Source organism: Pseudomonas sp. Z1-14 (assembly GCF_051132005.1).
Classification (GTDB): domain Bacteria; phylum Pseudomonadota; class Gammaproteobacteria; order Pseudomonadales; family Pseudomonadaceae; genus Aquipseudomonas.
This window is the reverse complement of sequence record NZ_CP071646.1, coordinates 5,820,012-5,845,999: the sequence shown is the minus strand read 5'-3', so window position 1 is coordinate 5,845,999 and position 25,988 is coordinate 5,820,012. Positions and strand designations below refer to the sequence as shown.

At 55.5% G+C, this 25,988-nt stretch carries 31 protein-coding genes, 2 tRNA genes and 1 pseudogene; 15 read left to right on the top strand and 19 right to left on the bottom strand.

All coding sequences use genetic code 11. From position 1 onward, the window contains the following. Window positions 1–15 precede the first annotated feature (15 nt). From J3P89_RS26815 to J3P89_RS26795, 5 genes are all read left to right on the top strand, one after another. Window positions 16–213, top strand: a complete 198-nt coding sequence (locus tag J3P89_RS26815) for a hypothetical protein (RefSeq protein WP_434696173.1) — start codon at window positions 16–18, stop codon at window positions 211–213. 81 nt (window positions 214–294) lie between these two features. Next, complete coding sequence (locus tag J3P89_RS26810) at window positions 295–1,041, top strand: 2OG-Fe dioxygenase family protein (RefSeq protein WP_305497502.1); 747 nt, start codon at window positions 295–297, stop codon at window positions 1,039–1,041. 13 nt (window positions 1,042–1,054) lie between these two features. Beyond that, complete coding sequence (locus tag J3P89_RS26805; protein WP_434574309.1) at window positions 1,055–1,492, top strand: GNAT family N-acetyltransferase; 438 nt, start codon at window positions 1,055–1,057, stop codon at window positions 1,490–1,492. Continuing rightward, window positions 1,489–2,202 (top strand): AzlC family ABC transporter permease, encoded by a 714-nt coding sequence (locus J3P89_RS26800; RefSeq protein ID WP_305497501.1) that lies wholly within the window; start codon window positions 1,489–1,491, stop codon window positions 2,200–2,202. The genes J3P89_RS26805 and J3P89_RS26800 overlap by 4 nt, the downstream gene beginning before the upstream one ends. After that, a complete protein-coding gene (locus J3P89_RS26795; RefSeq protein ID WP_305497500.1) occupies window positions 2,181–2,498 on the top strand; it encodes an AzlD domain-containing protein in 318 nt (105 codons plus the stop codon). Before J3P89_RS26800 ends, J3P89_RS26795 begins: the two co-directional genes overlap by 22 nt. Here J3P89_RS26795 and J3P89_RS26790 read toward each other — a convergent pair. Next, on the bottom strand, window positions 2,415–3,338 hold the full coding sequence (locus J3P89_RS26790) for a LysR family transcriptional regulator (protein WP_434696172.1): 924 nt from the start codon (window positions 3,336–3,338) through the stop codon (window positions 2,415–2,417). The two genes, J3P89_RS26795 and J3P89_RS26790, sit on opposite strands and share 84 nt — an antisense overlap. Window positions 3,339–3,651: 313 nt before the next feature. On the opposite strand from J3P89_RS26790, the gene J3P89_RS26785 reads away from it, so the two are divergent. Together J3P89_RS26785 and J3P89_RS26780 are read left to right on the top strand one after the other, a co-directional pair. Next, entirely contained in the window at window positions 3,652–4,062 is a 411-nt protein-coding gene (locus J3P89_RS26785; RefSeq protein WP_434570298.1) for an MbcA/ParS/Xre antitoxin family protein, read from the top strand. Beyond that, on the top strand, window positions 4,062–4,739 hold the full coding sequence (locus tag J3P89_RS26780) for an RES family NAD+ phosphorylase (protein WP_434626540.1): 678 nt from the start codon (window positions 4,062–4,064) through the stop codon (window positions 4,737–4,739). Before J3P89_RS26785 ends, J3P89_RS26780 begins: the two co-directional genes overlap by 1 nt. 64 nt (window positions 4,740–4,803) lie before the next feature. Here the strand turns inward: J3P89_RS26780 and J3P89_RS26775 are convergent, their stop codons facing one another. Both J3P89_RS26775 and J3P89_RS26770 read right to left on the bottom strand, forming a co-directional pair. Then, complete coding sequence (locus tag J3P89_RS26775) at window positions 4,804–6,411, bottom strand: methyl-accepting chemotaxis protein (protein WP_434696170.1); 1,608 nt, start codon at window positions 6,409–6,411, stop codon at window positions 4,804–4,806. 232 nt (window positions 6,412–6,643) lie between these two features. Then, on the bottom strand, window positions 6,644–6,922 hold the full coding sequence (locus tag J3P89_RS26770; RefSeq protein ID WP_305497495.1) for a DUF3077 domain-containing protein: 279 nt from the start codon (window positions 6,920–6,922) through the stop codon (window positions 6,644–6,646). Window positions 6,923–7,366: 444 nt separating this feature from the next. Here J3P89_RS26770 and J3P89_RS26765 point away from each other — a divergent pair, with 444 nt between their 5' ends. From J3P89_RS26765 to J3P89_RS26740, 6 genes are all read left to right on the top strand, one after another. Continuing rightward, the gene (locus J3P89_RS26765; RefSeq protein ID WP_434626539.1) at window positions 7,367–7,609 is read left to right on the top strand and encodes a CopG family ribbon-helix-helix protein; all 243 of its coding nucleotides are present in this window, start codon (window positions 7,367–7,369) and stop codon (window positions 7,607–7,609) included. Further along, entirely contained in the window at window positions 7,599–7,883 is a 285-nt protein-coding gene (locus tag J3P89_RS26760; RefSeq protein ID WP_434696169.1) for a type II toxin-antitoxin system RelE/ParE family toxin, read from the top strand. The genes J3P89_RS26765 and J3P89_RS26760 overlap by 11 nt, the downstream gene beginning before the upstream one ends. A 192-nt stretch (window positions 7,884–8,075) precedes the next feature. Further along, window positions 8,076–8,717, top strand: a complete 642-nt coding sequence (locus tag J3P89_RS26755) for a BRCT domain-containing protein (RefSeq protein ID WP_434626537.1) — start codon at window positions 8,076–8,078, stop codon at window positions 8,715–8,717. A gap of 630 nt (window positions 8,718–9,347) precedes the next feature. Continuing rightward, window positions 9,348–9,932: a hypothetical protein gene (locus J3P89_RS26750; RefSeq protein ID WP_434626536.1), complete on the top strand. Its 585-nt coding sequence runs from the start codon at window positions 9,348–9,350 to the stop codon at window positions 9,930–9,932. A 319-nt stretch (window positions 9,933–10,251) separates the two neighbouring features. Next, the gene (locus J3P89_RS26745) at window positions 10,252–10,638 is read left to right on the top strand and encodes a TIR domain-containing protein (protein ID WP_434626535.1); all 387 of its coding nucleotides are present in this window, start codon (window positions 10,252–10,254) and stop codon (window positions 10,636–10,638) included. Further along, complete coding sequence (locus J3P89_RS26740) at window positions 10,638–11,624, top strand: caspase family protein (protein ID WP_434626533.1); 987 nt, start codon at window positions 10,638–10,640, stop codon at window positions 11,622–11,624. Before J3P89_RS26745 ends, J3P89_RS26740 begins: the two co-directional genes overlap by 1 nt. Window positions 11,625–11,699: 75 nt before the next feature. Here the strand turns inward: J3P89_RS26740 and J3P89_RS26735 are convergent, their stop codons facing one another. Continuing rightward, window positions 11,700–11,963, bottom strand: a complete 264-nt coding sequence (locus J3P89_RS26735; protein WP_434626531.1) for a hypothetical protein — start codon at window positions 11,961–11,963, stop codon at window positions 11,700–11,702. Between the two features lie 565 nt (window positions 11,964–12,528). Here J3P89_RS26735 and J3P89_RS26730 point away from each other — a divergent pair. Then, on the top strand, window positions 12,529–13,527 hold the full coding sequence (locus tag J3P89_RS26730; RefSeq protein WP_434696168.1) for a hypothetical protein: 999 nt from the start codon (window positions 12,529–12,531) through the stop codon (window positions 13,525–13,527). Window positions 13,528–14,339: 812 nt separating this feature from the next. Here J3P89_RS26730 and J3P89_RS26725 read toward each other — a convergent pair. The 8 genes from J3P89_RS26725 to J3P89_RS26690 form a co-directional block, all read right to left on the bottom strand. Beyond that, window positions 14,340–15,155 carry a hypothetical protein gene (locus J3P89_RS26725; RefSeq protein ID WP_434626529.1) on the bottom strand — a complete coding sequence of 272 codons (816 nt, stop codon included), beginning with the start codon at window positions 15,153–15,155 and terminating at the stop codon, window positions 14,340–14,342. A gap of 96 nt (window positions 15,156–15,251) precedes the next feature. Further along, window positions 15,252–15,327: transfer RNA gene (locus tag J3P89_RS26720), tRNA-Thr, on the bottom strand. Between the two features lie 360 nt (window positions 15,328–15,687). Then, the gene (locus J3P89_RS26715; RefSeq protein ID WP_434696167.1) at window positions 15,688–16,941 is read right to left on the bottom strand and encodes a methyltransferase; all 1,254 of its coding nucleotides are present in this window, start codon (window positions 16,939–16,941) and stop codon (window positions 15,688–15,690) included. Then, the gene (locus J3P89_RS26710) at window positions 16,922–17,611 is read right to left on the bottom strand and encodes an ABC transporter permease (protein WP_434696166.1); all 690 of its coding nucleotides are present in this window, start codon (window positions 17,609–17,611) and stop codon (window positions 16,922–16,924) included. Before J3P89_RS26710 ends, J3P89_RS26715 begins: the two co-directional genes overlap by 20 nt. After that, the gene (locus J3P89_RS26705; protein ID WP_434696165.1) at window positions 17,608–18,303 is read right to left on the bottom strand and encodes an ABC transporter permease; all 696 of its coding nucleotides are present in this window, start codon (window positions 18,301–18,303) and stop codon (window positions 17,608–17,610) included. The genes J3P89_RS26710 and J3P89_RS26705 overlap by 4 nt, the downstream gene beginning before the upstream one ends. A 78-nt stretch (window positions 18,304–18,381) precedes the next feature. After that, window positions 18,382–19,134 (bottom strand): ABC transporter substrate-binding protein, encoded by a 753-nt coding sequence (locus J3P89_RS26700; RefSeq protein WP_434602537.1) that lies wholly within the window; start codon window positions 19,132–19,134, stop codon window positions 18,382–18,384. 13 nt (window positions 19,135–19,147) lie between these two features. Continuing rightward, window positions 19,148–19,921, bottom strand: a complete 774-nt coding sequence (locus tag J3P89_RS26695) for an ABC transporter ATP-binding protein (RefSeq protein WP_434570273.1) — start codon at window positions 19,919–19,921, stop codon at window positions 19,148–19,150. A 259-nt stretch (window positions 19,922–20,180) separates the two neighbouring features. Continuing rightward, window positions 20,181–20,348, bottom strand: coding sequence for a hypothetical protein (locus J3P89_RS26690; RefSeq protein ID WP_434626524.1), 168 nt, complete (start codon window positions 20,346–20,348; stop codon window positions 20,181–20,183). A 133-nt stretch (window positions 20,349–20,481) separates the two neighbouring features. On the opposite strand from J3P89_RS26690, the gene J3P89_RS26685 reads away from it, so the two are divergent. After that, on the top strand, window positions 20,482–20,931 hold the full coding sequence (locus tag J3P89_RS26685) for a carboxypeptidase regulatory-like domain-containing protein (RefSeq protein WP_434696164.1): 450 nt from the start codon (window positions 20,482–20,484) through the stop codon (window positions 20,929–20,931). A gap of 9 nt (window positions 20,932–20,940) precedes the next feature. On the opposite strand, the gene J3P89_RS26680 is transcribed toward J3P89_RS26685, so the two are convergent. From J3P89_RS26680 to J3P89_RS26650, 7 genes and pseudogenes are all read right to left on the bottom strand, one after another. Continuing rightward, on the bottom strand, window positions 20,941–21,387 hold the full coding sequence (locus tag J3P89_RS26680) for a hypothetical protein (protein ID WP_434654057.1): 447 nt from the start codon (window positions 21,385–21,387) through the stop codon (window positions 20,941–20,943). Window positions 21,388–21,427: 40 nt separating this feature from the next. Continuing rightward, window positions 21,428–23,662 (bottom strand): ATP-binding protein, encoded by a 2,235-nt coding sequence (locus J3P89_RS26675; RefSeq protein WP_434696163.1) that lies wholly within the window; start codon window positions 23,660–23,662, stop codon window positions 21,428–21,430. Next, window positions 23,659–24,264 (bottom strand): biliverdin-producing heme oxygenase, encoded by a 606-nt coding sequence (locus J3P89_RS26670; RefSeq protein ID WP_434696161.1) that lies wholly within the window; start codon window positions 24,262–24,264, stop codon window positions 23,659–23,661. The genes J3P89_RS26675 and J3P89_RS26670 overlap by 4 nt, the downstream gene beginning before the upstream one ends. A 196-nt stretch (window positions 24,265–24,460) precedes the next feature. Continuing rightward, window positions 24,461–24,778 (bottom strand): annotated as a pseudogene (locus J3P89_RS26665) (DUF1016 N-terminal domain-containing protein); the annotation flags it as partial. A gap of 199 nt (window positions 24,779–24,977) precedes the next feature. Next, window positions 24,978–25,385, bottom strand: a complete 408-nt coding sequence (locus J3P89_RS26660; RefSeq protein ID WP_434654047.1) for a hypothetical protein — start codon at window positions 25,383–25,385, stop codon at window positions 24,978–24,980. Between the two features lie 61 nt (window positions 25,386–25,446). Continuing rightward, window positions 25,447–25,776, bottom strand: coding sequence for a DHCW motif cupin fold protein (locus tag J3P89_RS26655; protein ID WP_434570261.1), 330 nt, complete (start codon window positions 25,774–25,776; stop codon window positions 25,447–25,449). A 119-nt stretch (window positions 25,777–25,895) separates the two neighbouring features. Continuing rightward, a tRNA-Phe gene (locus tag J3P89_RS26650) sits at window positions 25,896–25,971 on the bottom strand. Between the last annotated feature and the right edge of the window lie 17 nt (window positions 25,972–25,988).

The following is a 25,988-nucleotide window of genomic DNA, read 5'->3' as shown; positions in this document are numbered from 1 at the left end:
CAGAGATTTCCACGAATGCTTCAGGCGGGCTGGGCCGGTTTTTTCACAGAAAAATGCCTAACAGATGGCGTGGTGCTGCGTCGGTTTTTGCGCATTCAGGGCAACGGCAATGTTTTCACCAGCGCTCGCTTTAAAAAGGTCCTCTTGAGGGTGATCTTCATGGCAAAAAGTCGCGCTAATGAAATTTTTTGCACCGTTTCAAGCGCGGCTTGAAATGCTTCAAATACTTTCTCATGGACGGAAATCCTGCACCTAATAGATTAGTCCGCTCATTGCAGTGGAGACCTGAGAAAAATGATCGTACTGAACAGGGAAGTGGGCGAAGCGCTAAGGCGTGACAAATACGTCAACGTCCGCGGTGGTGACTTCAATCTCTACGGTCATTTCGGCGACTTTGTCCGGCTGACCAAAAGCTGGGAAAACATGGAGCCCGACAGCTATTACGGTCAGGCCGAGTCCGGCATGCGTTTCCGTCGCTATAGCGATTTCGAATACAACCCAGCAACCCGTGAGCTCAAGCAACTCGAGCACCGGGCCTATGTCCAGTCCAAGGCCAACAACAGCTATGTCGGCGGACTGGAGCGGCACTTCCAGGATTTCTCCAACGAAGTGATCAATTCGCCGGTCATGCGCAGCCTGATCGACACGGATTTCGAGGTGTACAAGAACGTCCTTCCGCAGGAATTGCACGATGAGATCTGGCAGTGCCAGATCCACCAGATCCGCATCGAGATCAAGCCGGGCAAGCAATTGGAAATCACCCCCGAGGGCATCCATTGCGATGGGTATCCGTTCAGCGGCGTGCACTTCTGGGGCCGCAACAATGTGGCGGGCGCTGAAAGCCGTCTCTACAGTCCCCAGGAAGAGCAACTGGCGGCGACCACCTACGAGGACATCCTCGACACGACGTTCTTCCTTGATCGCGACATGCGCCATTACGTGACCCCTGCCCGCAACACCCATAGTCATGAAATGGCCTTCAGGCAGATTTTGGCGATTTCCTTTTCGCGGCCCGGGACCGCTTTCGACATTGTTCGCTGAACAGCTCGAACCCATGGATGAGTCGGCGCAGCAGGTCCTGCTGCGCCGGGCCATGGTCAGGGACGCCGAACGACTGGAGCAATTTTTTCGCGGTTTTGCCGAAGTGTCATTCTGCGAATGGCAGGATGCCCGGTTCCTGCGCGGAGTGTTGCTGCAGGAAACCACCACTGCCTACCTGGCCTTCGATGCGACGGGTGACGTCGTCGGCGCGGTCATCGGCGGTATGCTTGGCACTCGCGGCACCATCAATCACCTGGCCGTCAGCCCAAGGCATCGCACTCAAGGCCTGGGCCAGCGGCTGGTGGAGGCGGCATCGGCCGACATGAAGCGGGTCGGCGTGCTGCGCATGTTTCTGTTCGTCGACGAAGCCAATCTGGCCGGCAAGCGTTTCTGGGCGGCCCAAGGGTTTTGCGAACCCCGGGGTGAAATCACTTTCGAGAGGGATTTATGAACAAGACTTCCAGCCAGCCGCTGGCGGTCGAACCACAAGCCTCGCGAACCTTTGCTGAAGCCAGTCCGGTGGTAGCGGGTTATTTCACGGTTTCGTTTGTGTTCGGTCTGATGGCGGTCAACGCCGGCTTGCCTTTGTGGCTGCCAGTTGCGATGTGCCTGTTCGTGTACGCGGGAGCTTCACAATTCGCCGCGCTGGCGTTGATTTCCAGCGGGGCCTCCTTGACCACCATCGTGCTGACGACATTCCTGATCAATGCCCGTCACATGCTGATGTCTGTCTATATGGCCAAGGCCTTGCGAGCACTGGGGCTTAGCCGCTTCGAGCGCTGGTGCTACGCGTCGGGGCTCACCGACGAGTCGTTCGCTTTCCACAGCGTCAAGCTCGGCAGCGGGGCGCCGGTAAGCGTGCGCTACCTGATCGGTTTCAACCTCTTCTGCCACACGTCCTGGGTGCTGGGCGGTTTGCTGGGGGCTGTCTGTGCGCAATACGCCGCGCACCTGATCAAGTATCAGCTCGATTACGCCCTGACCGCGATGATGCTCTATGTGCTGGTTTCGCTGTGCAACACGCGTAACAAACTGATCGCGGCGCTGGCGGCCGTGGCCTGCATGGGCGCGCTGAGCCTGCTGGGCAGCTCGCCGTTCAACGTATTCATTGCCACGTTTTTTGGCTGCGGGGTGGGCGTATGCCTGACCAAACGTTCCTGATCCTGGTTGTGGTCCTGATGATGGCCGTGACCTTCCTGCCCCGGGCCTTGCCGCTGCAGGTCAACACCGAAAACTGGCCACCCTTCGTTGCCCGTGCACTGGAATACCTGCCGGTGGCGATCGTCGCTGCGATCACCCTGACGCCGTTGTTGATCAAGGACCAGCAGATACAGCTCGACCGTCCAGAGTTCTACGCCGCGATTCCGACCCTGCTATGTGCGTATTTCAGCCGCAACCTGTTTCTCAGTGTGGCGGTGGGCACGGCGGCGTATATCGCGCTCGGTTCGTTCCTGTAGCGTCAGGTCCACCACATCATGCAGCGCCTGGTCGGAAAGCTCAGGGTTGTTTACCGCCAGGCGTACTTCCAGGAAGTCCTCGAAATCCGGGAAGATAGCCAAGCCGTTGCGCAGCGCCGCGTCCCGGGAGACAAGGCCCAAACCGTCGAGCTGGGTAATCAACGACAGCGTCAGGGTTTCGCTGCAGGAATAGACCATTCGCTGACTCGGCCCGTATTCACCGAGACCGGCGTCGAGAAAACGCAGGAAACTGCGCGAATAAGGACATTCCTCTGCCGGACGCACCTGAAACCGGTCACCCAGCAGGCCAAGGGAATCATCTTCTTCGCCACAATGAGCGCCGACCACGCGTACCTGGACATCCGGCATCGGAATGCTGGTAAATCCGCTCGGCTGTCCGACCAGGATCGCCAGGTCAAAATGCTCGTTCTTGAGCTTGCTCAGGTTCTCCATCGATTCGGCGTAGCTGAACTCCAACTGATACTGAGGGAAAACGGCGATCAGGCGTTCGATCATCCGTCGATTGAATTCCGCCGGCAGCGTCGTGTTGAGCGCTACCTTGAGGGTACGTCGCCTGGGCGTCTTGAGCGCCGCGACTTTTTCCTCCAGCTGCCGGGTGGCCGCGAGGACCTGGTCCATGAAGGGCGTCAGTTCCGAGCCCTGGCTGGTCAATGCGAGGCCTTTGTTCGAGCGGCGGAACAACCGAAACCCGAATTGTTCCTCGACCTTGTTCAGTTGTGCCGCCAATGCCTGCACCGTCAGGCACGACTGCTCCGCCGCAGCCGACAACGAGCCGGTCTGCACGATGCGCATGAGGTTGCGTAAGGTTCTGCTATCCATGAGGTAATGCCCTCTGCTTAAGTGGGCTCGCTGTTATTTGGCACCTGGCCAGGGTCTGGCGGTGCGATGCTGGCTATCATCAAGCACCTTGCCACGGTTGTCGCGGTTTTGTGGCGAAAAGCTCCGGCAGGCGATGATTGGAGCTTATGCGCGATTCTGATTTTTTGCTGGTGCTGTGTATAGGCCGAAACATCTGCGGGTAAATCCAGACTTCCTGGTCCTCAATCTATTCGCTTGCGAATTAAAACTTAATTTTTATCCGTTTATGTATTAGTCTTTACGCAACAGTCCGTAATACAGGAGCCCAAACCTCATGGCGACTTCCTCCATCACGCTCAACGCACAGCAACAATTGGATTCCCCGGACGCGGGTCGAATCGCGTTGAAGTTCTTCTTCAACCTCATGGAGTTGTGGGGCTGCAGCGTCGAGCAGCAGCGCACGCTGTTGGGCAAGGTAGGGAACACGACTTTCTACAAGTACAAACAATTACCCGACAACGTAAGACTGCCGCGCGATACCCTCGAGCGAATCTCCTACCTCATGGGTATTCATAAAGCCCTGAGCATCATCTTCAGCAACAGCCGGGACCGCGTGTATCAATGGGTCAGCAGTCCCAATAACGCGGCACCATTCAACGGCCAGTCGGCGCTTTCCTACATGCTGACCGGGCGAGTGGTGGACATCGCCGATGTGCGGCGATACCTCGACGGAGTGCGCGGCTGATGACGCCACCACTGGCGGACCCGCAATGGAAACGGGCCTATCGGATCGTCAACAGCAGCTTTCCGCCGATCACGCTGTTCGAAGACGTGCTTGATCCCGAAGACCTGCCCACCGCCTACGCCCTCGAAGCGCTGACCAATGACCGGCTCATGGAAGAGGCCGGCGTGCTGTCCCGGGTACGCCCCGAAGACCGGGTTTCCGGCCCGGGCTCCTCGCCGGTGATGGCGGCGTTCACTCACATCGGCAAGCGCAGCCGCTTCAGCGACGGCACGTTCGGCGTCTACTACGCTGCCAGCAGCCAGGAAGCCGCGATTGCCGAGACCTGCTACCACCAGGCACGCTTCCTTGGCGCGACGAACGAGCCGGACCTGGAGTTGACCATGCGCACCTACGTCAACAAGATCGTCAAACCCCTGCACGACATCCGCCACGATTATCCCCATCTGCATAACCCGGACCCTGACGCCTACGGCCCGTCCCAGCTATTTGCCCGGGAGCTGCGTGAAACCTTGTCGTGGGGATTGCTGTACAACAGCGTCCGCTTGCCCGGCCATGAGTGCGTGGCCGCGTTTCGCCCGCCGGCGGTGTCGATTCCGGTGCAGGGCAAGCATATTCGTTACGTGTGGAGTGCCCAGAAACGGGAGATTTCGTTTGTATTCGAGGTGAGTCAGGTGTGAACAAGGAGCTGCCGTGCGGCCGCCGGCAAGCTCCTTCATCCCACGTACATGCGGGCGTGGTTGATCAAATCTTGAACTGCTGCACCGAAGCCTGCATCGAGCCCGCGGCATCGTTCAGATGGTCAGCCGTTTTCGTCAGATCGTGAATCGAGCGGGTGTTTTCCCGAGACTGCTCGGCTATTGCTTCTACCCGCTGAGCCATTTCATCACTGGCTTTTGATTGCTCGGCAATGGTCTGGGAGATTTCCTCCACCACTTCGGCAGCATGCCGTGCGCCCGTGCGGATTTCGCTGATCGACACGCCGGCCTGCTGGGCAAGGTTGACGCCTTCGTCCACGCGGCTGACGCATGCCTGCATGTTCGCCACCGCATCCCGGGCGCTGGACTGGATGCGCTCGATCATCGCGGTGATCTCCTGGGTGGACTGAGTGGTGCGCGCCGCCAGGTTGCGCACCTCATCGGCCACCACCGCAAAACCGCGGCCCGCCTCGCCGGCTCGAGCAGCTTCGATAGCGGCGTTGAGGGCCAGCAGATTGGTCTGTTCGGCGATGCTCTTGATCACCTGGATGATCGAATGGATATCCTCGGACGACGCATCCAGGGCGGTGATCTTGCCGGACGACTGGTTGACCACCTCGGCGATCCGGTTCATGCCTTCCACTACACCCAGAATCACCTGCCCACCGCTGCTCGCCAGTTGTTCGGACTGCGCCGAAATCGTCCGCGCGCTGTCGGCGTGCTGATGGATCTGGCTGATGTTCGCCATCATCTGCTCCATGCTCGCCGCCATGCTGGTAGCGCTCTGAGCTTGCTGGTCGGCGCTGGACACAATCTGCCGCGCCGTATCGCCCAGATTGCGGGACGTGCCATGCAACTCGTCGCTCTGGCTACGGATCGTCGCGATCATCTGCCGCAAGTTGGCCTGCATCTGTTCGATCACCGCCTGTAACTGGCCCAGCTCATCATCGCCATGAGGGCCCATCGAGCGCTGCAAATCGCCTTGAGAAATCGCCTGAGTATTGATGATGATCTTGTTCAGCGGCGTGAGCACCGCCTTGAGCAGGCTCCATGACAGCAATGCAAGCGCCACGCAGGTGGCCAGCAAGGTTATGATCAACCAGCGCTCCGAGGTATGGATGCTGTGGTCCTGATGTTCGCGAGAAACTTGCGCCTGGCTTTCGATCAATTCACTGACCGCTTCGTTACGCTCTTCCAGCGCCGAAAACGCTTTATCGAACTCGGTACGCAACGCCCGGCCATCCTGAGCCCCGCTCAACGCCTTGCCAATCACTTGCTTCGCCGAGGCGATATACGCCTCGGCCTGAGGCTTCAGCTCGGCAATGGTCTGGGAAATCGTACCCGGCAAGCGAGCCTCGGCGTTCTCCGCGATAACCTTGCGCATCCGCTGCGAATGCTCATCGAACGCCTCGGTGACTTCCTTCGCGCCCTCGGCATCTCCCGGTACAACCAGCAAGGCAGCCAACACATCGCCACGAATGGCGTCGTGCATCATGTCCGCCTCCATGTGCTTGCGCATCGCCGAGATACTGGTCTCGTTCTGCGCCAGAGCATCGGTCATGGCGTGGTAACCCCACAGCCCGATACCGCCCAGCAACAGCGCAAAAAACAGGCTGACCAACCCCGAACCTACAACCTTGGTGCGGATTTTCATCGCTTGTTGCTCCTGGAGCGGGGGATTTCGGGCAAGTGTAGATGAGCGCTCGCCGAGCCTTGGAAAGGCATGCTCTTGATTGAGGCTATCGGCGGGGAAAATAAATAGATGAATGCTCCATTAACCCGTGGTGAGGGAGCTTGCCCCCGCTGGGCTGCGAAGCGGCCCCTCTTTGCTACAGACGAAACCCAATGCTGCCCCCGCACAAGGAGCAGCATCGCATCACTACCCTTTAAGCAGGATTACTCCCCGGCGCCTCCAGCACCTTCACCACGTCGTCGATGACGGCTTTGCTCATCTCCTGCAAATAACACGACGCCCAGGCATAACGATCCGTACCCCGAACCATCGCCGCGTCATCGGCCAGACGCATGGCGATGTGGAGAAGATCGGAGGCGTGGGAGAGGGCTTCGCCGATGGGGATGCCGCTGTTGACGCGGAACAGGGGGCGGTCGGAGTGGTAGGAGAAGGGGGTTAGGCCTGGGGTTTTGAGGTCTCGCGGGTTTGGCATGGTCTGGCTCCTTGACTATGAGAGCCGCCTACCGTCCTTTCCTACGGGATGGGGTGGCGGCCGTGCACGGGGTAGGAAAACCGGGAATCAAGGCACCCGGCACACCCGAAGGTGTCCCGCGCACAGCCGCCATAACGCGTATCGCAGACACAAAAAAAGCGCCTGCAATAATAAGCGGGGCGCAGCTGATGCGCCTTGATTATTTCGGGTTTCCTACGCCCGGCCGCTGAATTGGCAGCGACGATCAGAGAGTATTGGGTGATTGGAAAGCACGCAATCGTGGCGCGATGGTGGCGAGTAATGCTTTGTGTGTCTCAAGCAAGTCCAGCAAAGCGGATGGGCCTGAGAACAAAAAAATCGTGAAGCGTCTCGCGACGAGTTATCAATTCAAGCCAGCGCCAAGCGGTGTAATATGCCAAAAACTCGCTCATCATCGAGGCTGTCATGACCGGGATACACTTGACCCTGCCGGAAGACCTTTCAAATTCTCTTGCTGACCTGGCCAAGACTAGTGGCCAAAGCGTGAGCTATTTGGCCATGGAGGTGCTCCGTGACTACATCGAGCACGAAAAGGCGCTGACTACGCAAATCGAACTGGCGGTAAAGGAGGCCGATCAGGGTAAATTTGCCTCGGATGATCAGGTCGCGGCAATGCGCTCCCGGCGTTGGAGCAGGAATGCAGGTTGAGTGGCTGGAAAGAGCACTCAAAAATCTGGAGGACGAAGCTAGCTACATAGCCTTGGAGAATTCCAAGGCTGCCGATGACTTTTCCGATGCTATTTTTGCCAGCGTGAACAAGCTAGCCCAATTCCCAACCATGGGGCGCGAGGGCCGAGTCAAAAACACCCGCGAATGGGCTGTTCCCAATTGGTCTTATCTCATTCCCTATCGGGTACGCGGCGATCGTCTTCAAATCCTCGGTGTATTCCATACAAGACAACGGCCTCGTATCAAGTGGTAACGGGGGGCGCAGCGTATTTGCGGGGAACTCCACGGCTCTTAGGGAATTGGGCGCAGACCCGATATTGTGGGAAAAAGGGGACGGATTTATTTTCGGAGAGAGTGCGCTCAGAAGTGCTAGGTTTGACATAGCGTTTACTCAGTCAGCACTGTTCCAGCGTCAAGCTAATCCCGACCCAAAGGAACCCCTGTAATGGACCTACACAGCGAATTCGAAAAGAGCAAATACTTCCACCATGCCCGTATCGACCGGCGCGCGGCCGATGCCTTGATAGGGTTGGCCGCAGGGATCACGGCGGACGGTGACGTGAACACCACGGAAGCGATTTTCTTGAAGCAATGGTTAGAAAACAACCTCGCGCATCTCAATGATCCAGTAATCAATCTGCTTTATTCACGTTTGGCGTCCATGCTTCAAGACGATGCGCTGGACCCGGACGAGTCTCTTGAGCTGCTTAACATCCTGCGTGGTTTTTCTGGAGCGAGTATTGAGCCTTCGCAGGTTGGCAGAGCTGTTGCGGTTGCCCCTACGGACCTGCCGTTCAATTCACCTGCCCCTGATTTGCTGTGGGATGGCCGAATGTTTGTCTTTACAGGCGTTATGGCCTTCGGGCCGCGCAAGGATTGTCAGGCGTTGGTCGAGGAGCGGGGTGGTTTGATAGGGGGTGGCGTGAGCAAGAAAGTGCATTATCTGGTCGTCGGTAGCGTGGGTAATGAACAATGGCGCCACAGTACCTACGGAACGAAAATCATGAAGGCAGTGGAGCTGCGGGAGGCGGGTGCTTCGATTGCTATTGTGGGTGAGGATCACTGGCAGAGAATGCTGTTTGGTTGAGATGGCTTCGTTGGTGTCGTTCCAACGCAGGCAGCCGTGTCTTGACCGACACATTGTCGGTAGGACTAACGACCTCATCGCGAACAGGCTCGCTCCTACGGGTTTTCAGGGTGTAGGTGGCAAGTGAACATCCCAGAAACAACAAAGCCCTCGCATTTCTGCGGGGGCTTCGTTTTGTATGGTGCGGCACCAGGAGTCGAACTTTCGCATAACCATTTGTTTTTTATCGATATTGAATACTTCCACTTTTATCTCTACCCCTAAAAATTACCCCAGCGGCATCCGAGTGATAACAGGAGCTTCGGTGTATTCCTCTTCTTTGAAAGCGGGGAGCCCCGAGCGTCTAAAATCTCGCTGCAGCGTCGCGGACGTTACCGAGCCCTCGCACAAACGCCGCTTGAGAGAAAAAGCCTCTGAGAGTTGCTGACTTCAGCTGATGCCCACTTGGTTCCCCGGAGTGATCGACAGCCGATCTAGACTCAGTGCTTACAGACCACTCTGCTGAAAGCAGCAGCGGTAACTCCGCCCCTGCACAATCCGCAAAAATTGGCCCGATCCGCAAAAACCCCTAGCAATGCATGGCCTTTTGATACTACTATCAAGCTTCGCCTAAATGATAGTTGTAAGAAAATGAAGTCTGACGACGAAGAGTACAAACTCTACGAAAAAATTTATCTTGCAGAAGCCGAGCGAAAAGAAAAATTGCTGGCACGTCTAAACTTGCCATTGGCTATGATAGTAGCGCTGTTGAGTTACCTTTCATATCTACTTTCGAAAGCTCCGAGCGTCGATAGCAAAGAAGGGGTTTTCTTCTGGGTCACATACCTGATGGCTGGAGTCTATCTTTTAGTTGCGATGGCTCATTTCTCTAAAGCTTGGCGAGTTCGAAAAGATGATTTAGTTATCCCAACCGCTGAAGACCTTGAATATCACCGAAAAATCTTGATTAAATATTATGATGGAGATATTTCAAATGCCAACGGCCAATTTATGCAAATCATGATGGAATATTACATCATGGGCGCAACAACAAACGCAAAAAACAATGATGGCCGCAGCACTCAACTAGACCAATTTTCGAAATACGTCATTTACTCTGTAATAGCTTCAGTTATCGCTTTCATCCCGGTGTACTCAGCAACTCATAACGAGGAGATTTGTGATGTCCGATCAAAAGCCGCCACCGCCACCGCCACCTCCGATGCGCAATGTTAGAGGTGATGTTCCATTACCACGTCGCGAGCCGCCGCCACCTCCACCAACCAAAAAAGATTAAGTAAAAATCCGATCGGTGATATGTCCATGACTAAATCAGTCCAGCAGTTTGGATGTACCCGATCTCTAAAAAATGACCTTTTACGCAAAATGGTCGACGGGCAAATTTTTGCGAAATATAGAAAAATAAAATCCCAGGATTTTTCAATAGTATTTAAGGACGAAAAAACAAGCCAGCTATGCTAGCTAAAAATCCGGAAGCACAAATGACACAACTATAAACCGTAATTGTCAAATGCCAATACATGGAGTTACTGTAATGAAAAAGCGCGTATTCATTTCTTTCGATTATGACAACGATGTAACCCTGAAAACTTTTTTGGTGGGGCAGGCAAAACTTGACGACAGCCCATTCGATTTAGCAGATTGGTCTATCAAAGAGCACATTGATGACAACTGGAAGGCCAAAGCCAGAACGAGGATTAAAGCCGTTGATGTAGTGTGCGTAATTTGTGGCAATAACACTGACACGGCTGTTGGAGTAAGCGCCGAAGTGAAAATCGCCCAGGAAGAAGGGATACCGTATTTCCTTCTCAATGGCTATTCTGATACGACATGCATAAAACCTAAAGCTGCGCTATCCAGCGATAAGTTGTATAAGTGGACGTGGTCTAACCTTAAGGCACTTATCGGCGGAGACCGATAATGAAAAAAGCCTTAGTCATCGGTATAGATGATTACCCAACAGCACCATTAAAGGGCTGTGTCAATGACGCAGTTGCGATTGCTGAATTACTAGAAAATGACGGGGGCGGCGATCCCAATTTTTCTGTTATCAAATTAGTCAGTAACGAACAACAAGTCACAAGCGAGCTACTGATAAATTCCATCTCTGAGCTTTTTAGTGGAGAGGCTGATACAGCGCTCTTATATTTCGCCGGGCACGGAATAATTGTTCCAGAAACCAACGCTGGGTACATTGTAAGTAGTGATGGGCGACGTGGCGCATGGGGCACCTCACTTTCAGAAATACTCGCACTGGCAAATAGATCTCACCCCAAGATTAAGTCCTGCGTGATAATTCTTGATTGTTGTCATTCGGGTTACGCAGGAGAAGTGGCGGGAGTAGACGGAAATGCATCTGTAATTGGCACTGGAGTAACTATATTAACTGCGAGCCATCGTGAAGGTGGTGCGATGGAGGAAGATGGCCGAGGAATATTCACTGATATATTACTTGACGGTCTTAGAGGTGGGTGCTCAGACATTCTTGGAAATATCACCCCAGCCGCAATTTATTCCCATGTTGATCAGACGCTCGGACCATGGGAGCAGCGCCCAATGTACAAAGCGAATGTACAGCACTTTGTCGCCTTGAGAAAAGTAGATCCAAAGGTACCAAAAGAAGTATTGCGGAGACTTGTAAAATATTTCCCAAACAAAACTGATATTTTTGCATTAGACCCATCCTTTGAGCCTGACAGAGAAAATATTCCAGACGAGTTCAAACATCTACCTGTAAGCGAAGAGAATGTGAAAATATTCAAAGAGCTCCAACAGTGCAATCGCTACGGCCTTGTGATCCCAGTAGATGCGGACCATATGTTTTATGCCGCAATAAATTCGAAAGGATGCAAGCTTACTGGACTAGGAGCCCACTACAGAAAACTAGCAGAGATGAAAAGAATATAACCCTTATCGCTACTTTCTAACCCTTGGGGAGCGTTTCTCATAAATCTCTCCAAGCCAAATTTCACGTAAAAATCATCAATCCAAACCAATATTATTTATAATAAATTCCAAATACTTCCTCACTTGTTCCCTATCGCTATCCTTTTCCGCCTCAGTAAGATTAAGGTAAGGTGTTTTTATCTGTTGCTCCCATTTCACTACAAGCTCGCTAGGAACTGTCAGCGAGCCGTCGTCATTTCGCGAACACTTAGAATGAAGGTATTTTTGCCAGTGTGCCCAGCGCTCGTGCTCAATTGCGGCAAGCGGCTCCAATAATTTAAGCAGATGCGACGCTGACATGTCATTTCACCATATTAATTCAGTCAACGTTTATTCTAGCAGCTATTGAAAAATCTGCGAACCCTGCTCGGATATACACAAGCATCAACGTTCGCAAGAATCAAAATTAAGGCTTTATTTTGGAAATAGCTCATATGTTTCTTCCAGTTCGCTACAGTATGTCGACCGTAAATATCCAGATTTATATGTGTTTAATTTTCGAGCGTACATTGAATGAGCATGTCTTTCCCAATCGAATTTTGATCAACCGTGCAGTCAGGAAATAGTAATACCGAGTCGCCTCACTCCGCTCAGCTAGGCGGTGTTCAAGAAACCAAACCACATGCTCTCTCTGCCAGCTCCAAGCGATTCTCGGTATAGGCGATCGTCTGTTCCTAGTCAAAACCATCTTAGATCAGTGATTGCGCCGCTAGAAAAGCCTTGCGCTGAACGTCAGCCAAAAGGGACGTCCGATCTACAAATTCATGCGTCCCTTTTTTTAGCTTTTTTCAATCAAAAATGGCGTTATAGTGGGTTAAGAGATATTGGTTGCGCGTCCGGTGGGACGTCGACATAAGGAGAAGTTATGGAAAACTCAACAAGAAATCAACATTTTATCTCTCAGTCCGAGCAACGAAGTAATTGCATAGACGAGAGCAGACCAAAGGATAAGCAGCGAATCTACAAATTTGAAATTGCAGATCGAGAAAATAGCGTTGTTCGCCTGACCAATGCTGGGGGCGTCAAGATCAAGAAGAATCTCTCTTTTGATGATCTTTTCAGTTTTGATGTAAAAAACTCATCCCTAAGAAAAAATCTAGAAGATTTCTTTCATAAATTTGAAGCTGATCTTGCTCCAGCCGCTGACCTTCTCGTTTCCGAGTCAAAGGCCAATTCTGGAGGCGACGTGTTGAAGGGCGCCGCTGAAAAAGTGTTCAAAGCAAAGTTTATGGGGTGGATAAGAAACCCATATTCTATTGCTCGAACAATTGATATGTATAAGGGGGTGGCGGGATTGTATCCAACCAGCCCTATTTTGCTAGCCGACTTCTGTGACATTCGCACGGGAGTCAAGCCCCACCTGGCTGCTGTTTGCACAGAGTTCGGGGTGACGAGTGATCAGTACTTCCAGTGGCTGGAGATTCTTTTTCTGGCGTTAATGATCCCGCCTGGCAGCACAAAAAGTATTTTGGAAGCTACCGTCGAGAAGATTGTTGAGTCAAAGGGTCGAATGGGCCATGTAATAGTGGCAACTTTTGACGACGTTACGGGCTGCCGAGTCGCTATACCGGACACAGGCTATCTTCAAGGAACTGAGGATCCCAATCACAATATGTTTCTTTTTAATTTGAGTCGGAGTGCGTTTGCTGCATTCAATGTCGTGGACTTGTCAAAACAGACCCTTGTAGAGGTCCCATCGCGGATGAGGGGCCAAGTAGGATCATTCAATATGAAATTCTCGGCACAGCATCATCATAATGATATGAAGCTACTTGAGAGATTTAATGCGCTTGCCGCGTATCAAGCCCATTCTCATATTTTTTGTGCCGATCCTCAGGTCTTCGGAATTACCACTATTCAATGAGGAAACAGGGGTCAAAACGAGGATGTAGTGCAAACAAATCTGTAGCCCGAGCGGCCCGTGGGGCTATGCAGGTGATCGGTAATTTCACAGTTGCAAATTTTGTAAGAGAAATGCAGCGCGGTTGCACTGGTGCGCTTTAGGCCAACGCAGATGGTGCAGAGCAGAGAACCCCGGTTTTGCTGGGTGCGAATAAGTAAAACGTATGTTTGCGGGCGTTTTTCTATTTTCGATCAGTCTATTTCGGACGGCACAGAGCAACTTTTAACTGGCGCAGACCGTTCTGCCACAACCCCGGCCAGCCGAGCGCTGTAGCCCGTCCGGGTGGGTGGCTGAGCTTTCACAACTGCGCTCGATTACGACCTGGTAAGCATGCCAGAACGGATACCCGAATATGATGCTGGGAAGTCCCCGAATCTGTTTTTTGAGCTATCAGATCGCCATCCCCAGTTGAGGGCTAGGAAAAAGGTAATTTTGGAAATTTGGTTGCGAGAGGGGCTGTAAGCCTTGTGTAACGCGGCTTCGAACGATTACCAAAGAAAGTGATTTGGGGTACTGAAAAAGTAATTCTTTGACAAGCTATTGATTTTAAAGGATTTAACAAGGTTTGGACCTGGCTCGGATAAAAGGTAATCTGATTACTAAAAAATTACCCTTTTATACCTTTATGAGATTAGTCTTACTTATTGACTTAAAAGGTTTTGTCTTTCCAATTGACAGCGAGCTACCAAATTATCTTTCCCCCATGGGCCAAGAAAATCGTAGGAAATGGTAGTAAGGGTCGGTGATTGTCTCTCGACGACTTCACAAGCTGGCTACTCAAGAGCTTCCAGGTGGAGACTCCTCGGGTACCGACGTCGGGATATGAAAGCATTAAGAGCCCACATGCCAACGAAACCCGCCAGCGCTCCTGCCACCGCAGAGGACCCAGAGGATAAACGCGCCGGAATATCAGAAATAGAAAGTTGACTGTCGTACATCGCAGTCAAGAAACCTGCGCAGGCAACACCGACCATGGCAATCGAAAAAGTTGCCTTTGAAATGCTGTCTTTTTTGATCTTTTTCTGAGGCTTTGGCCGGGTGAATTGACCGAGGTTGGTAAAGCCTTTAGGTAAACCCCGCAGCGTTCCGCTTATGCGCGGCTTCCGATCAGTGCTTGTATGAAGAATCTCCACCACCACGCCATCGTTGGCATCCAGAAAATCGAACTTCAACAGTGCCTCATTAGCCGCTGTGCTTTTGCCATAAGCAATCTGAATGTCGGTCACCGGACGACTTGTTTTCAGCAACGAAACCGACAGGATTTCTCCGTCAGATCCGACCTGCAAACGCAGCGGATCTTTCAGGACAATATCCGCGCCATTGATGGTGTTCTCGCCGTTGTTCCAAATAATAACTAGGGTTTTCGTCAGGCGAGGAATGGCGATTCCGTCGTATAGGACGTCTATCAGGGGAGGCAGTGTGTCTGCAGCGCTGCCCAGGAGATGCTCGCCTAGATGAACGTAGGCCATCTTGGTACGTCTTCGGGACCGGAGGTACAAAACATAGCCGAATATAAGCCCGCCAATGCCGAGCAGCCCGCCAATCCAGCCCAGCCCCAAAACGCGCAACGCCTCATCAATCCATGGCACAGACGAATCCTCGAGCTGAACGCGGCCTTATTACGTCAGTTGTTACGTCTAACGCAAAAACAAAAGGCCTGCATCGCTGCAAGCCTTCGTTTTGTATGGTGCCGGCACCAGGAGTCGAACCCGGGACCTACTGATTACAAGTCAGTTGCTCTACCAACTGAGCTATACCGGCGTGTGGGCGACGATTATAGCGATTGGGCCGGTTCTGTAAACCCCTGAATTCTGACTATTTTTACGCAGGCCGTGGCTCGGCGGTGCGGCGGAGCTTGCGTGCGGGCATCAATCGACGCACGGCCAGCGAAAATGCTGCCCTGACGGCGTTAAAACCAACCGTTATGTCGGTTTGTTTTGGCGCTTATGCACAATGGGAAGGAAGCGCCGAACGGAATCTTTCCTTTTTGTGACACTTTTCTCTTTTGCCCGCAAATCCCTGTTTTCATGGTTTTTTATCCATATGAACAAAAAATGAACAGCTTGGAGACGCTCAGAAAATCACGACTTACTTGGATCCAGGCTTATTTCATCAACAGAGTTATCCACAGGCTGTCGCGTGTGGCTGACGCTCTGCCAGCAGTAATAGATTTCTTGGCGTAAGAGGTGCTTCGCAGAAGATGCCAAGGCGCACTTCGTAACCCTTTTGGCTGAGGAAAAGTGCCCGGTCCAGCACCAGCCAAAGCTCCAACGGTCGTCGGAAAAGGCCTCGCACCAGTTCCAGGTTGCGTACCTCGGCCAGGCGTTGATAACCCGCAGCCTCCAGTTGATCCCAATCGGGGGAACCAACTATGGATAATTTCTTCAGGGCCGCCAGGTCTGTGCAGTATTGAGAGAACGGTTTTTCCAGCCAGGCGCTGGGTAATGACGGTGTAGGCAGGTAGTCGTCGCTGCGGCGGATTTGCCTTTGCAGCAGGTCGAAGGCCAGGCGTCGGGCCATGGATTTGTCCCGTTGTCGTCGGACGCGCGCGCCGGCGGTGACGGTTTCGCTCAGTGGCAGGCCGAGGTCGTCCAGCGACAGTTGCAGGCTGGATTGGCTGGCCGCATCGGACAGCGGTTGATACTGCGCCGTGCTGATGCGGTTGTAGCAGCACGGCGCGATAGCGATTTGTGCGCAGCCGGCGGTACTCGCCAGGTGCATGAGCCGCACATGCAGGTCGCCGCAGGCGTGGAGGGCTACCGGGGTGTGTTCCGGTTGGATCGCCTGGGCCGCGTCCGTTGCCATCACATCCTGCTGTAGGTGCGTAGCGGGCAGGTTGTGGCGCTGGCTCAGTTGCTGGCCGGCGGCGACCAGCATGGGGTCGTATTCCAGGCAGGTCAGGTGCTGATCGTCGTGCAGTAACCGGCGACCCAGGTGGCCTTTGCCGGCGCACCAGTCGAGCCAGTGGGTCGGTTTGGTGGCGAAGGTCAGGCGGCTGGCGAAGGCTTCGATCTGCTGCCATTTGCGCCCGGGTACGTCGACGTTGAGGCGCTGAGTTGACGCTTCCAGCAGGCTGGCGGGCAGCTCGGCGACCGTGCTCAAAGCGCGGGCGATAGCGGCCAGTTCCGGGAACGGCGCGGGCGCGTTTTCAATCAACCACGGCTGATGATGGGCGTTTTCCGCCGCTTGCAGCGAACGCTGGCGTAGCCATTGGGCCAGTTCGGGGTGGGACGTTTCCCAAGGTAGCTGCAGATGAGTGAAAGGGCGGGGCTTCCATAGCGCCTGGTGCTCTGTGAGAAAAGCATCCAGGGCCATGAAACGGGCGAGCAACGCTTCGCCCGTCAACACCTCGCTCTCAGCGCCCTTGGCAGGCATCGACGCGCAACCAGCGTTCCAGTTGCTTGAAGCCTTGTACCAGGACGAAGGACATCAGCAGGTAGAACATGCCGGCCGCGAAGAAGATCTCTACCGGCAGGTAGGTCCGGGCGATGATCGTACGGGCCATGCCGGTGAGTTCCAGCAGGGTCACGGTGCTCGCGAGGGCACTGGCCTTGAGCATCAGGATCACTTCGTTGCTGTAGGCCGGCAGGCCGATGCGCGCGGCGCGGGGCAGCATGATGTACAGCAGCGCCTTGGGGCGAGACATGCCCAGGGCCCGCGCGGCTTCAATTTCGCCACGGGGAATGGCCTGGATCGCGCCGCGCAGGATCTCGGCGATGTAGGCGGCGGTGTGCAGGGTCATGGTTGCGGTGGCGCACCAGAACGGGTCCCGCAGATAAGGCCACAAGGCGCTGCTGCGCACGGCGTCGAACTGCGCCAGGCCGTAATACACCAGGAACAGCTGAACCAGCAGCGGAGTGCCGCGGAAAAAGAAGATGTAGGCGTAGGGCAACGCCCGCACGTACCACAGGCGCGATGAACGGGCGATGCCCAGCGGAATCGCCAGCAACAGGCCGGCGATCACGGCGATGGCCACCAGCTCCAGGGTCAACGTCGCGCCCTGGGCCAGTTTCGGCAGCCACTTGATGATGACTTCCCAGCTCATTGCGTGCTCCTGGCGAAACCACGGGCCGCGCGTCGTTCAAGCAGGTGCATGCCGATCATGGCGAGTACTGTCAGTCCCAGGTACATGAGCGCGGCGACCATATAGAAGGTGAACGGCTGTTTGGAAATGGTTACGCCGATTTGCGCGTGTCGCATGATTTCTTCCAGGCCGATCACCGAGACCAGCGCGGTGTCCTTCATCAGGATCATGAACAGGTTGCCCAGGCCGGGCAGGGCGATGCGCCACATTTGCGGCATGATCAATCGGGTAAAGATCCGCCATTTCGAAAGGCCCAAAGCGACGCCGGCTTCACGGTGACCCTTGGGGATCGCCAGGATTGCGCCGCGAAACACTTCAGTAGCGTAGGCGCCAAAGCACAGGCCGAGTGCGATGACGCCGGCGGCGAAGGCGTTGAGAGCAAGGTCGGGATTGCCGAAGTACTCACCCAAGGTGCGCATCAGGTTGACGGTGCCGAAATAGATCAACAGCACCCAGAGCAATTCCGGGATTCCGCGGACCAGCGTTGAATAAGTGCCACCAAGCCATTGCAACGGCTTGTATGACGAGGTCTTGGCCAGGGCACCGAGCAGCCCGAGTACCAGCCCCAGGCATAAGGCAGAAAGGGCCAACTGGACGGTCATCAGCGCGCCGGCGGCTAGCGCCGGGCCGAATCCGTAGAGATCGATCATCATGGGTATGCGTTCATATCGCGGCAGGCTTTGCTAAGGACCGGCGCCGTACAACAAAGGCGCCGGCCAGGCACGTCAGGATCAATAGATGCTGAACGGGAAGTACTTGTCGTTGATCTTTTTATAGGTGCCGTCGGCAACGATCTCTTTTAATGCGGCGTTCAGCTTGTTGCGCAATTCATTGTCACCCTTGCGCACGGCGATGGCGATTTTGTCGCCGTCTACCACCGCGTCACCTTTGAATTCGTAAGCCCGGCCAGCGTCGGTTTTCAGCCAGTCGTAGTTCGCGTATTTGTCTGCCAGGATCCCGTCGAGACGACCGGAGGTCAGGTCCAGGTAGGCGTTTTCCTGGGTGTCGTAGAGTTTCAGTTCGACACCTTCCATGTTTTCTTCCATCCAGGTGCCGGCGAGCGTGGAGCGCTGTGTCCCGATGACCTTACCCTGAAGAGACTCTTTATCGATTTTGAAATCGACGTTTTTCGGCGCGATGAATTGCAGTTTGTTGGTGTAGTACGGGTCGGTGAAATCCACCGCTTGCTTGCGCTCTTCATTGATCGAAAGCGAAGAGATCAGGAAATCGAACTTCTTCGCCATCAAGGCCGGAATGATCCCGTCCCAGTCGGAAGTGACCACTTCGCACTCGACTTTCATCTTGGCGCACAGGGCGTCGCCGATGTCTTTGTCGAAACCCACGACCTGGCCGCTGGCGTCCTTGTTATTGAACGGAGGGTAGGCTGCTTCGATGCCCATTTTCAGTTTGCCGTCCGCCATGGCGTTGGCCGAAAGGACCAGGCTGGCCGCAGCGGCCAAGAGGATTTTCCTGTAGGTCTGCATAGGTACTGCTCCGTTAGCGGTTGCTGGACATGAATTGTTTGCAGCGCGCCGAAAGCGGGCTTTCGAAAACCTGCTGTGGCGTTCCTTGTTCTTCGACCAGGCCCTGATGAAGAAATACCACTTCGCTGGAAACCTGGCGGGCAAACCCCATTTCGTGGGTAACCAGCAGCATGGTGCGGCCTTCTTCGGCCAGGGCGCGGATCACACTAAGTACTTCCTGGACCATTTCCGGGTCAAGGGCAGAGGTGGGTTCGTCGAACAGAATCACCTTGGGCTGCATCGCTAGCGTACGGGCAATGGCGGCGCGTTGCTGCTGGCCGCCGGACAATTCGGCCGGGTAGGCGTGGCGCTTGTCGGCGATGCCGACCTTGGCCAGCAGGGCTTCGGCGATATCGACGGCTTCGGCCTTGCTCTGGCCGAGCACCCGGCGCGGAGCCTCGATGATGTTGTCGAGCACGCTCATGTGCGGCCAGAGGTTGAAGTTCTGGAAGACAAAACCGATCTCGCTGCGTATGCGGTTGATCTGTTTGCCGTCGGCGGCTACCAGTTCGCCGTTTTTCGCCGCCTTGAGCTTGAGCTCTTCGCCAGCCACCAGGATCTGCCCCTGGTTGGGGTTCTCCAGCAGGTTGATACAACGCAGGAACGTGGACTTGCCGGATCCGGAAGAGCCGAGGATCGAGATCACGTCGCCGTCGCGAGCGGTCAGCGAGACGCCCTTGAGCACCTCCAGCTGGCCGTAGCGTTTGTGCAGGTTGCGGATTTCAAGCGCGGGCGTGGCCTGGGCCATGTGCGTTCCTCATGATATGTGCTCCCTTGCTGTCGGCAGCCTTCCTGGCGAGGCGGCCAAGCTAGCATGCGTCCGGATGGCCGCCAACAGCGCTACGCGCGGTAAACCGGCGACTTGCGGCAGCTTGTCGCATCGGCGCAGCAGACTGTCGCGCCGTCAACAACCGAACGGCTGTTTGAACCTGCCTGTCAGCGAATTGCCTGGGGAGTCGCGTAAAAAAAGGCGCGATGGTGCCAGCTTTGGGCGGGGGTGGGAAGGGTTAACCGGATGAGCGTTCGTGTTGTACCTGTTTATTGTTCGCAGGAAAATTTGTTTGTTTATCTTTGGCGGCTTTGGGTTGCTCGCGTTCTGCCATGAAGTCTGCAGTTGCGGCAGCAGTATCGAACCATCTGTCCCAGCCTTGCTGATGTTTAACGCTATTTGTCATGACAATGTTCCTGGCTGCCTCTATTCCGAACCGCAGTATGAGCAAATTCCAATCGATCTAAACATATATGAAGGATCAGTAGTCACACCCGAAAGTACAATAGAGTCTTTTCCAGAGATCGGGAGGTTCCATCATGAGATCCCTACAATGTTCTTTGTTGCCTTTCGTTACCATCGCCATTCTGCTATTCCCTCTCGCCCTCAACGCCACCAACCTCGCGCCCATCGACAACACAGGCGTCCAGATCCAACCCATGCAGCAGAACGGCATTACTTATCTGTCCGGCGGCATCGGCGAAGACGAAGCCCGGGCCATCGGACAGGCCCAGGGGTACAACCTGCACATGACTTTTGCGATCGGTCCGGAGAACAAATACGTTCCGGATGTGGACGTGACTGTGCTGAACGCATCAGGACAAACATTACTGACGCTCAGCGATGCGGGCCCGCTGGTGTATGTGCAATTGCCGCCGGGCAAGTACAGCGTGGTGGCGACGCGCAACGGGGAGGAGCGCCGCGACACCGCCGATGTGGGCAGCGGAGCCGCGCGCAAGCTGGTGTTCCACTGGAACAGCAGCGAGTAGCCTGCCCGCTTATTCGCCGGCGGGCCCTTCCATCGACTGGCGATAACGGTCCAGCGCCTCGCTGAAGTCCTTGATGAACTCCGGCGTGCTGAGCCAGCGCTGGGCCGCCTCGCGGTCCATGTCGTCGACCCACATGCGGTAGTCCACCAGCATGTCGGCAGCCAGGTTGGTGGCGGCCATGCTCTCGTTTTCGGCGTTCTTCAGATCCAGCAGGCCCGGGCGCTCGATGATCATTTCGCTGACGTTTGCCAGCAATGTGTCGAGCATTTCGCTGCGGCTGACGGCCTCGGCGTCGCGCAGCTTGACGAACAACTCCTGTACGTAAACCGGTGGCTGGGCGGTTGCATGGGCCGGATCGCCATACATCGGGATGGATTTTCGCCCGGTCATGCGGATCTGCTTGGCTTTGTCTTTGGCACGCTTGGCGCGTTTCTGCTGTTTGTTCAGTGAGGCCATTGGGCTTCGGTTTCCAATTCGTTAGGGGGCGGTGCCCGGCTCAGTCGATTTTCGGCACGGTAAAGCGGAATTCACTGCCCTGGCCTGGCTGGCTTTCGGCGTGCAGTTTACCGCCATGAGCCTGGACAATCCCCTTGGATATATACAACCCAAGTCCGGTGCCATTCGGGTTGCCTTCCTTGGTGGTCCAGTAGCGGTCAAAAACATGCGGCAACTGTTCGGGGGCGATGCCTTCGCCGGTATCGCGGACGCTGAACACGATCTCATCGCCCACCGACATCGCGCTGATGCCCACGGTCCCTTGCTGCGGCGTGAATTTGATGGCATTGCCGATCAGGTTGGACAGCACCTGGAACAGCCGTTCGGGATCTGCGTTGATCTTGAGGTTGGGCTCGGCATGGAAAGAAATATCGATTGCCTTGGCGGAGGCCAGCGGCGTCAGTAGCGAACAGGCGTCTTCGAAGATCTGGCTGACGTCCATCGGCTGAGGGTTGATGGTGTAGCGCCCGGCGTCGATGCGCGAGGTGTCGAGCAGGTCTTCCAGCAGTGCATTCATGCGACTGGCGGCTTGTTGCATGGTGTCGATGGCCGAGGCAATTCGCTTCGAGCTGTGTGAGCCGTCGGAGCTGAAGGCCTTTTGCATCATGCCGCAAAGCATGGAAATGACCGTCATCGGGTTGCGCAAATCATGGGACACGACCGCCACCAGTTCATCGCGCGCTTGCACCGCCTGGCGCTCCTTGCGTACCTGTCGGGCCAGATCATTTTCCAGGGCCGAGCGGCGTAGGTCGTTGGCGGCGAACAAGTCGCCATGGCTCCACTTGGCGCTGATACCGTCCATCTCGACTTTCCAGATTTCAAACGAGGTGCGCGGCCGCAGGCGTAATCCGGTCTCGCTGTCTTCTAGGTCGAGGGGTTTTTGCGGGTCGCCGCTCCAATTGATGGTTTGCTTCACTTCGGGACGGAACCACAGCACGCCGTTTTCCACAGGCTTGGGCAGATGAATCGCCAGCACCCCGCTCGCTACATTCTGAAAAGCCTTGGCCGGGGCGAAAACGCTGCCCAGGTTATGGTGAGAGAAAACCGGCTGACCTGTTGCCAATATCCACTTGTGCAATTCGCGGATTTGCTCCGGTTCGGGGCACAGGCCGTGGCGATGCAGTTTGTTGTCCTCGAAGATCGCAACGCCGCTGGCCCCGGTGAGGTCCATCAGGCGTTGTGGCTCGCGACACAGGCCATCGAAGACGTTTTCGCTGGATTCGGCCATGGCGGCGGCAAGCGCCTGTAGGTCCTCCAGCTTGGCGTCCCGTTGCCGGGTCAGTTCAAGGGTTTCCATGGCGCTGATCTGTAGCGACAGGATCTGGCCGATGGTCTGGCAGGCCATGCGCATTTCATGGGGCACGAGCAGCGGCTGGCGATTGCCGCAGCTGATCAAGCCCCACAGCTGTTCGCCTTTCATCAACGAGATGCTCATCGACGACAGCACGCCCATGTTCTTCATGTATTGACGGTGGATCGGCGAGACGCTGCGCAGCGTCGAAAAACTCAGATCCAGCGGCGCCTGGGTATCGGGACGCAGCTCGGGCACCAGTGGTATCGGCGTGTAGTCGGCGTTGGGGATGATGCGCAACCAGTTGGTGCGATACAGCTCACGGGCCTGCTCGGGAATATCCGAGGCTGGAAAAAACAGCCCCTTGTAAAGCTCCATCGATGGCGCGCTGGCTTCGGCGATGACCTGCCCGTGGCCTTCTTCCTCAAAACGATAGATCAGCACGCGGTCGTAGCCGGTCATGGCCTGGATTTCCCGCACGCTGATTTCGTACAGGGCTTGAAGATCTTTTGCGCTTTGCAGGCGCTGGAGCATGCGGCCCAGGTTGGCCTCGCCGCTGACGCCTTCGGGGCGATAGTCGCTCAGGTGTTGTTCCAGCTCGATGATCAAGGCGCCCTGATGGCGATGCACCAAGGCGTCAAAACGCTGCTGGTTCACGACGATGGCTACGGGCGCGTTGTCGTTTCCCGGGGCCGCGTGACAGGCAATGAGGATGGCTTCTGCCTGCTCCAGTCCCACCAGTGCATCAAGCGTCTGGTCCAGCAATCTGTGGGGATCCTGTCCCATCAATTGCAAGACGTTGGCGCTGACCTGACGGATTACGAAGTCGGGCTCGGACAGCATCAGCAACACGCCATGAGGCTGGATGGCGCCGGGGAAGCGAATCGGTTCGTCTGCGCAATTAGCCAGCAGTTCTTCGAAGGCTTCCTGGTTTTCCGGGTTCATAGCAGTACCTTTTGGCTGTCCAGCCAGTGTTCAAAATGAGTAAACGTCGACCTGGCGGCGCGTGTGACTTCGAGCGTCTGGGGTTCGCCAAGGTTCCTGTCGTCCAGGTATTGGAGGAAATCCTTCCAGCGGCGGCCGGTGAGTTCACCATACACATTGAGAAAGGCAGCGCCGCTGGAGGCATCCAGGCCAAGCTGCTCCGCCACCCTGCGTCGCAGAATCTGTCCGCCGAGGGTCGCCCCCTCCAATACGTAGGAAACCCCGAGGGCGGCCGCACGGGAGTCGATCTGCGGCAGTTGCTGGCAAACGGGCAGCGCTTCGATAGCGGCTGCATCCATGCCCAGCGCCGTGAGATCGGCCCGCAATACCGGAAGCTTGATGCGCAGGGATTGGTCCAGCCCGGACGGAATCAATGCCAATACCTGAAGCCGTTGTTCCAATGGCTGGTAAAAACCGTAATAGGCCGCCATCAGGCGCCGGTACAGATCCAGGTTCAGCCGTTCCGAAAAAAACGGCAGGCGTTTTTCCAAGGCGACATGCAACTCGGCGGTTTCAGTCCGCAATGCCTGGATCAAAGAGGGGTGGGTTGCGGCCGGTGACATGCAGAACGAAGCTCGTTGGCTGGAGCGTTGCTGAAAAAAAACGCATCAATATTACATGGGTTTTTTGAGTGTGCGTTTCGATAGCGGCTTCATTTCTTCAGGTCGCTGCGTCCGGGGGGGACTCCTCAAGTCGCGCCCGTTCGCAATCCAGCGCCTCGCGCTTGCCTCCTGCTCTACCGTAGGTCGATCGCGGCTATTCGTGACGCAGTGCGTCACAGATTGGGAATGCCTGATAAAAAAGTCGCATGTAACGCAGGTTTGAGGCATCAAACCCTTTCCCAAACCGCGCCGTCAGCACCTTCGCCAACGAGGCTAGCAACCTTGCGCCATAAGCCGCGCGTTCGGCGCCTCCTTGCTCGAACTCGATGATGTGCCGGCCGATCTGCCAGCAGGTCTGTACCTGGAGAGTGTCAACGGCACGCAACACTTTCTGGCGTGCCTGGCGAATCAGCTCGCCTAGTTCGTTGATCAAGGGCGCGAGCTGTGGATCGTCTTGGGGCAGTATCGGCTTCATCGAAGTGTCCAGCCATTGGAAGGGGCGGACCAGAAGAATGCTCCCATGAAAGCTTCGATGATGTCAGACGGAGCTGATTGCTTTAGAGGAAAAATAGCTGATTGATGCAGGACGGGTATGACGCAGCCCACGCTGGTGGAGCTTGGTCTGTAGGAGCCGTCCCACCAGCGTATGATCCATCGTCAGTCGCTGACTGAAGTCAGCCTTGGCCTTGCGTCAGCGCCTGGGATGCGGCCACATAATCAGCCTGGAATTGCTTGCTTTCCACCCAATCCAGGGCAGTCTGCTCATCGACGCCCGTGGTCAGGCGACGGTATTCGATCAAGGCGGTGATGATGAAGTCGGTCGCTTCTTCTTCACCTTCCTGTTCCAGCACGAGCGCCAGCAGTGGATGGCCCAGGAATGCTTCGAGCATGGCTTTCTGGCTGACCTTCTCGGCGGCGCTCATGATGCGGAACAGGTCCGACAGGTCCACGGTTTCCAGGTCGATGCGCTCGTCGTTCGGGTCCAGGAAGTCGTTCGGCGCAGCGGCACGCTGGATGCGATTCTTCTTGGCTTTCTCCTTGGCGCGCTGGCTGCGTTTTTGCTGTTTGTTCGCCGATGACATGGTCGGATTCCTGATGAATAAGGCCATCTATCCTACAGCTTCGACGCGAACGCTTCGAATCTCAATCCACCACGAACAGCGTCGCCCCTGATGGAGTGGAGGAGCGATGAGGCTCGGCCTGGTCGGCCACCTGGTAGCTCATGCCGGGCTTGAGCAGGAATTGCCGGCCGTCTTCGAGTTCGGTGTTCAGCTCGCCTTTGAGACAAAGCAGGATATGGCCCTTGGTGCACCAATGGTCGGCCAGGTAGCCGGCCGTGTATTCCACCATCCGTACCCGAACGCTGCCGAAATGCTGCGTGCGCCAGTAAGCGGTTCCGGTAATGCCTTTGTGTTCGGTGGGTTCGATGGTGGACCAGTCGGTGGTGCCGAAGGGGATGCCGGTGATATCCATGTCGACTCGCATGCAGGAGGAGGGGAGCGGACGAATGTAGCTGAGTCGACAGGATGCAGGAAGGAAATCCCGGACAATAAAAAACCCCGATCAATTTCTTGATCGGGGTTTTCGGTATTTGGTGCCCAGAGACGGAATCGAACCGCCGACACGGGGATTTTCAATCCCCTGCTCTACCGACTGAGCTATCTGGGCAACGGGGCGCATTAAAC

Coding starts and splice junctions, on each gene's coding strand:
- J3P89_RS26815 (WP_434696173.1), top strand. CDS start 16: ATGCTTCAGGCGGGCTGGGCCGGTTTTTTCACAGAAAAATGCCTAACA.
- J3P89_RS26810 (WP_305497502.1), top strand. CDS start 295: ATGATCGTACTGAACAGGGAAGTGGGCGAAGCGCTAAGGCGTGACAAA.
- J3P89_RS26805 (WP_434574309.1), top strand. CDS start 1,055: ATGGATGAGTCGGCGCAGCAGGTCCTGCTGCGCCGGGCCATGGTCAGG.
- J3P89_RS26800 (WP_305497501.1), top strand. CDS start 1,489: ATGAACAAGACTTCCAGCCAGCCGCTGGCGGTCGAACCACAAGCCTCG.
- J3P89_RS26795 (WP_305497500.1), top strand. CDS start 2,181: ATGCCTGACCAAACGTTCCTGATCCTGGTTGTGGTCCTGATGATGGCC.
- J3P89_RS26790 (WP_434696172.1), bottom strand. CDS start 3,338: ATGGATAGCAGAACCTTACGCAACCTCATGCGCATCGTGCAGACCGGC.
- J3P89_RS26785 (WP_434570298.1), top strand. CDS start 3,652: ATGGCGACTTCCTCCATCACGCTCAACGCACAGCAACAATTGGATTCC.
- J3P89_RS26780 (WP_434626540.1), top strand. CDS start 4,062: ATGACGCCACCACTGGCGGACCCGCAATGGAAACGGGCCTATCGGATC.
- J3P89_RS26775 (WP_434696170.1), bottom strand. CDS start 6,411: ATGAAAATCCGCACCAAGGTTGTAGGTTCGGGGTTGGTCAGCCTGTTT.
- J3P89_RS26770 (WP_305497495.1), bottom strand. CDS start 6,922: ATGCCAAACCCGCGAGACCTCAAAACCCCAGGCCTAACCCCCTTCTCC.
- J3P89_RS26765 (WP_434626539.1), top strand. CDS start 7,367: ATGACCGGGATACACTTGACCCTGCCGGAAGACCTTTCAAATTCTCTT.
- J3P89_RS26760 (WP_434696169.1), top strand. CDS start 7,599: ATGCAGGTTGAGTGGCTGGAAAGAGCACTCAAAAATCTGGAGGACGAA.
- J3P89_RS26755 (WP_434626537.1), top strand. CDS start 8,076: ATGGACCTACACAGCGAATTCGAAAAGAGCAAATACTTCCACCATGCC.
- J3P89_RS26750 (WP_434626536.1), top strand. CDS start 9,348: ATGAAGTCTGACGACGAAGAGTACAAACTCTACGAAAAAATTTATCTT.
- J3P89_RS26745 (WP_434626535.1), top strand. CDS start 10,252: ATGAAAAAGCGCGTATTCATTTCTTTCGATTATGACAACGATGTAACC.
- J3P89_RS26740 (WP_434626533.1), top strand. CDS start 10,638: ATGAAAAAAGCCTTAGTCATCGGTATAGATGATTACCCAACAGCACCA.
- J3P89_RS26735 (WP_434626531.1), bottom strand. CDS start 11,963: ATGTCAGCGTCGCATCTGCTTAAATTATTGGAGCCGCTTGCCGCAATT.
- J3P89_RS26730 (WP_434696168.1), top strand. CDS start 12,529: ATGGAAAACTCAACAAGAAATCAACATTTTATCTCTCAGTCCGAGCAA.
- J3P89_RS26715 (WP_434696167.1), bottom strand. CDS start 16,941: ATGCCTGCCAAGGGCGCTGAGAGCGAGGTGTTGACGGGCGAAGCGTTG.
- J3P89_RS26710 (WP_434696166.1), bottom strand. CDS start 17,611: ATGAGCTGGGAAGTCATCATCAAGTGGCTGCCGAAACTGGCCCAGGGC.
- J3P89_RS26705 (WP_434696165.1), bottom strand. CDS start 18,303: ATGATGATCGATCTCTACGGATTCGGCCCGGCGCTAGCCGCCGGCGCG.
- J3P89_RS26700 (WP_434602537.1), bottom strand. CDS start 19,134: ATGCAGACCTACAGGAAAATCCTCTTGGCCGCTGCGGCCAGCCTGGTC.
- J3P89_RS26695 (WP_434570273.1), bottom strand. CDS start 19,921: ATGGCCCAGGCCACGCCCGCGCTTGAAATCCGCAACCTGCACAAACGC.
- J3P89_RS26690 (WP_434626524.1), bottom strand. CDS start 20,348: ATGACAAATAGCGTTAAACATCAGCAAGGCTGGGACAGATGGTTCGAT.
- J3P89_RS26685 (WP_434696164.1), top strand. CDS start 20,482: ATGAGATCCCTACAATGTTCTTTGTTGCCTTTCGTTACCATCGCCATT.
- J3P89_RS26680 (WP_434654057.1), bottom strand. CDS start 21,387: ATGGCCTCACTGAACAAACAGCAGAAACGCGCCAAGCGTGCCAAAGAC.
- J3P89_RS26675 (WP_434696163.1), bottom strand. CDS start 23,662: ATGAACCCGGAAAACCAGGAAGCCTTCGAAGAACTGCTGGCTAATTGC.
- J3P89_RS26670 (WP_434696161.1), bottom strand. CDS start 24,264: ATGTCACCGGCCGCAACCCACCCCTCTTTGATCCAGGCATTGCGGACT.
- J3P89_RS26660 (WP_434654047.1), bottom strand. CDS start 25,385: ATGTCATCGGCGAACAAACAGCAAAAACGCAGCCAGCGCGCCAAGGAG.
- J3P89_RS26655 (WP_434570261.1), bottom strand. CDS start 25,776: ATGGATATCACCGGCATCCCCTTCGGCACCACCGACTGGTCCACCATC.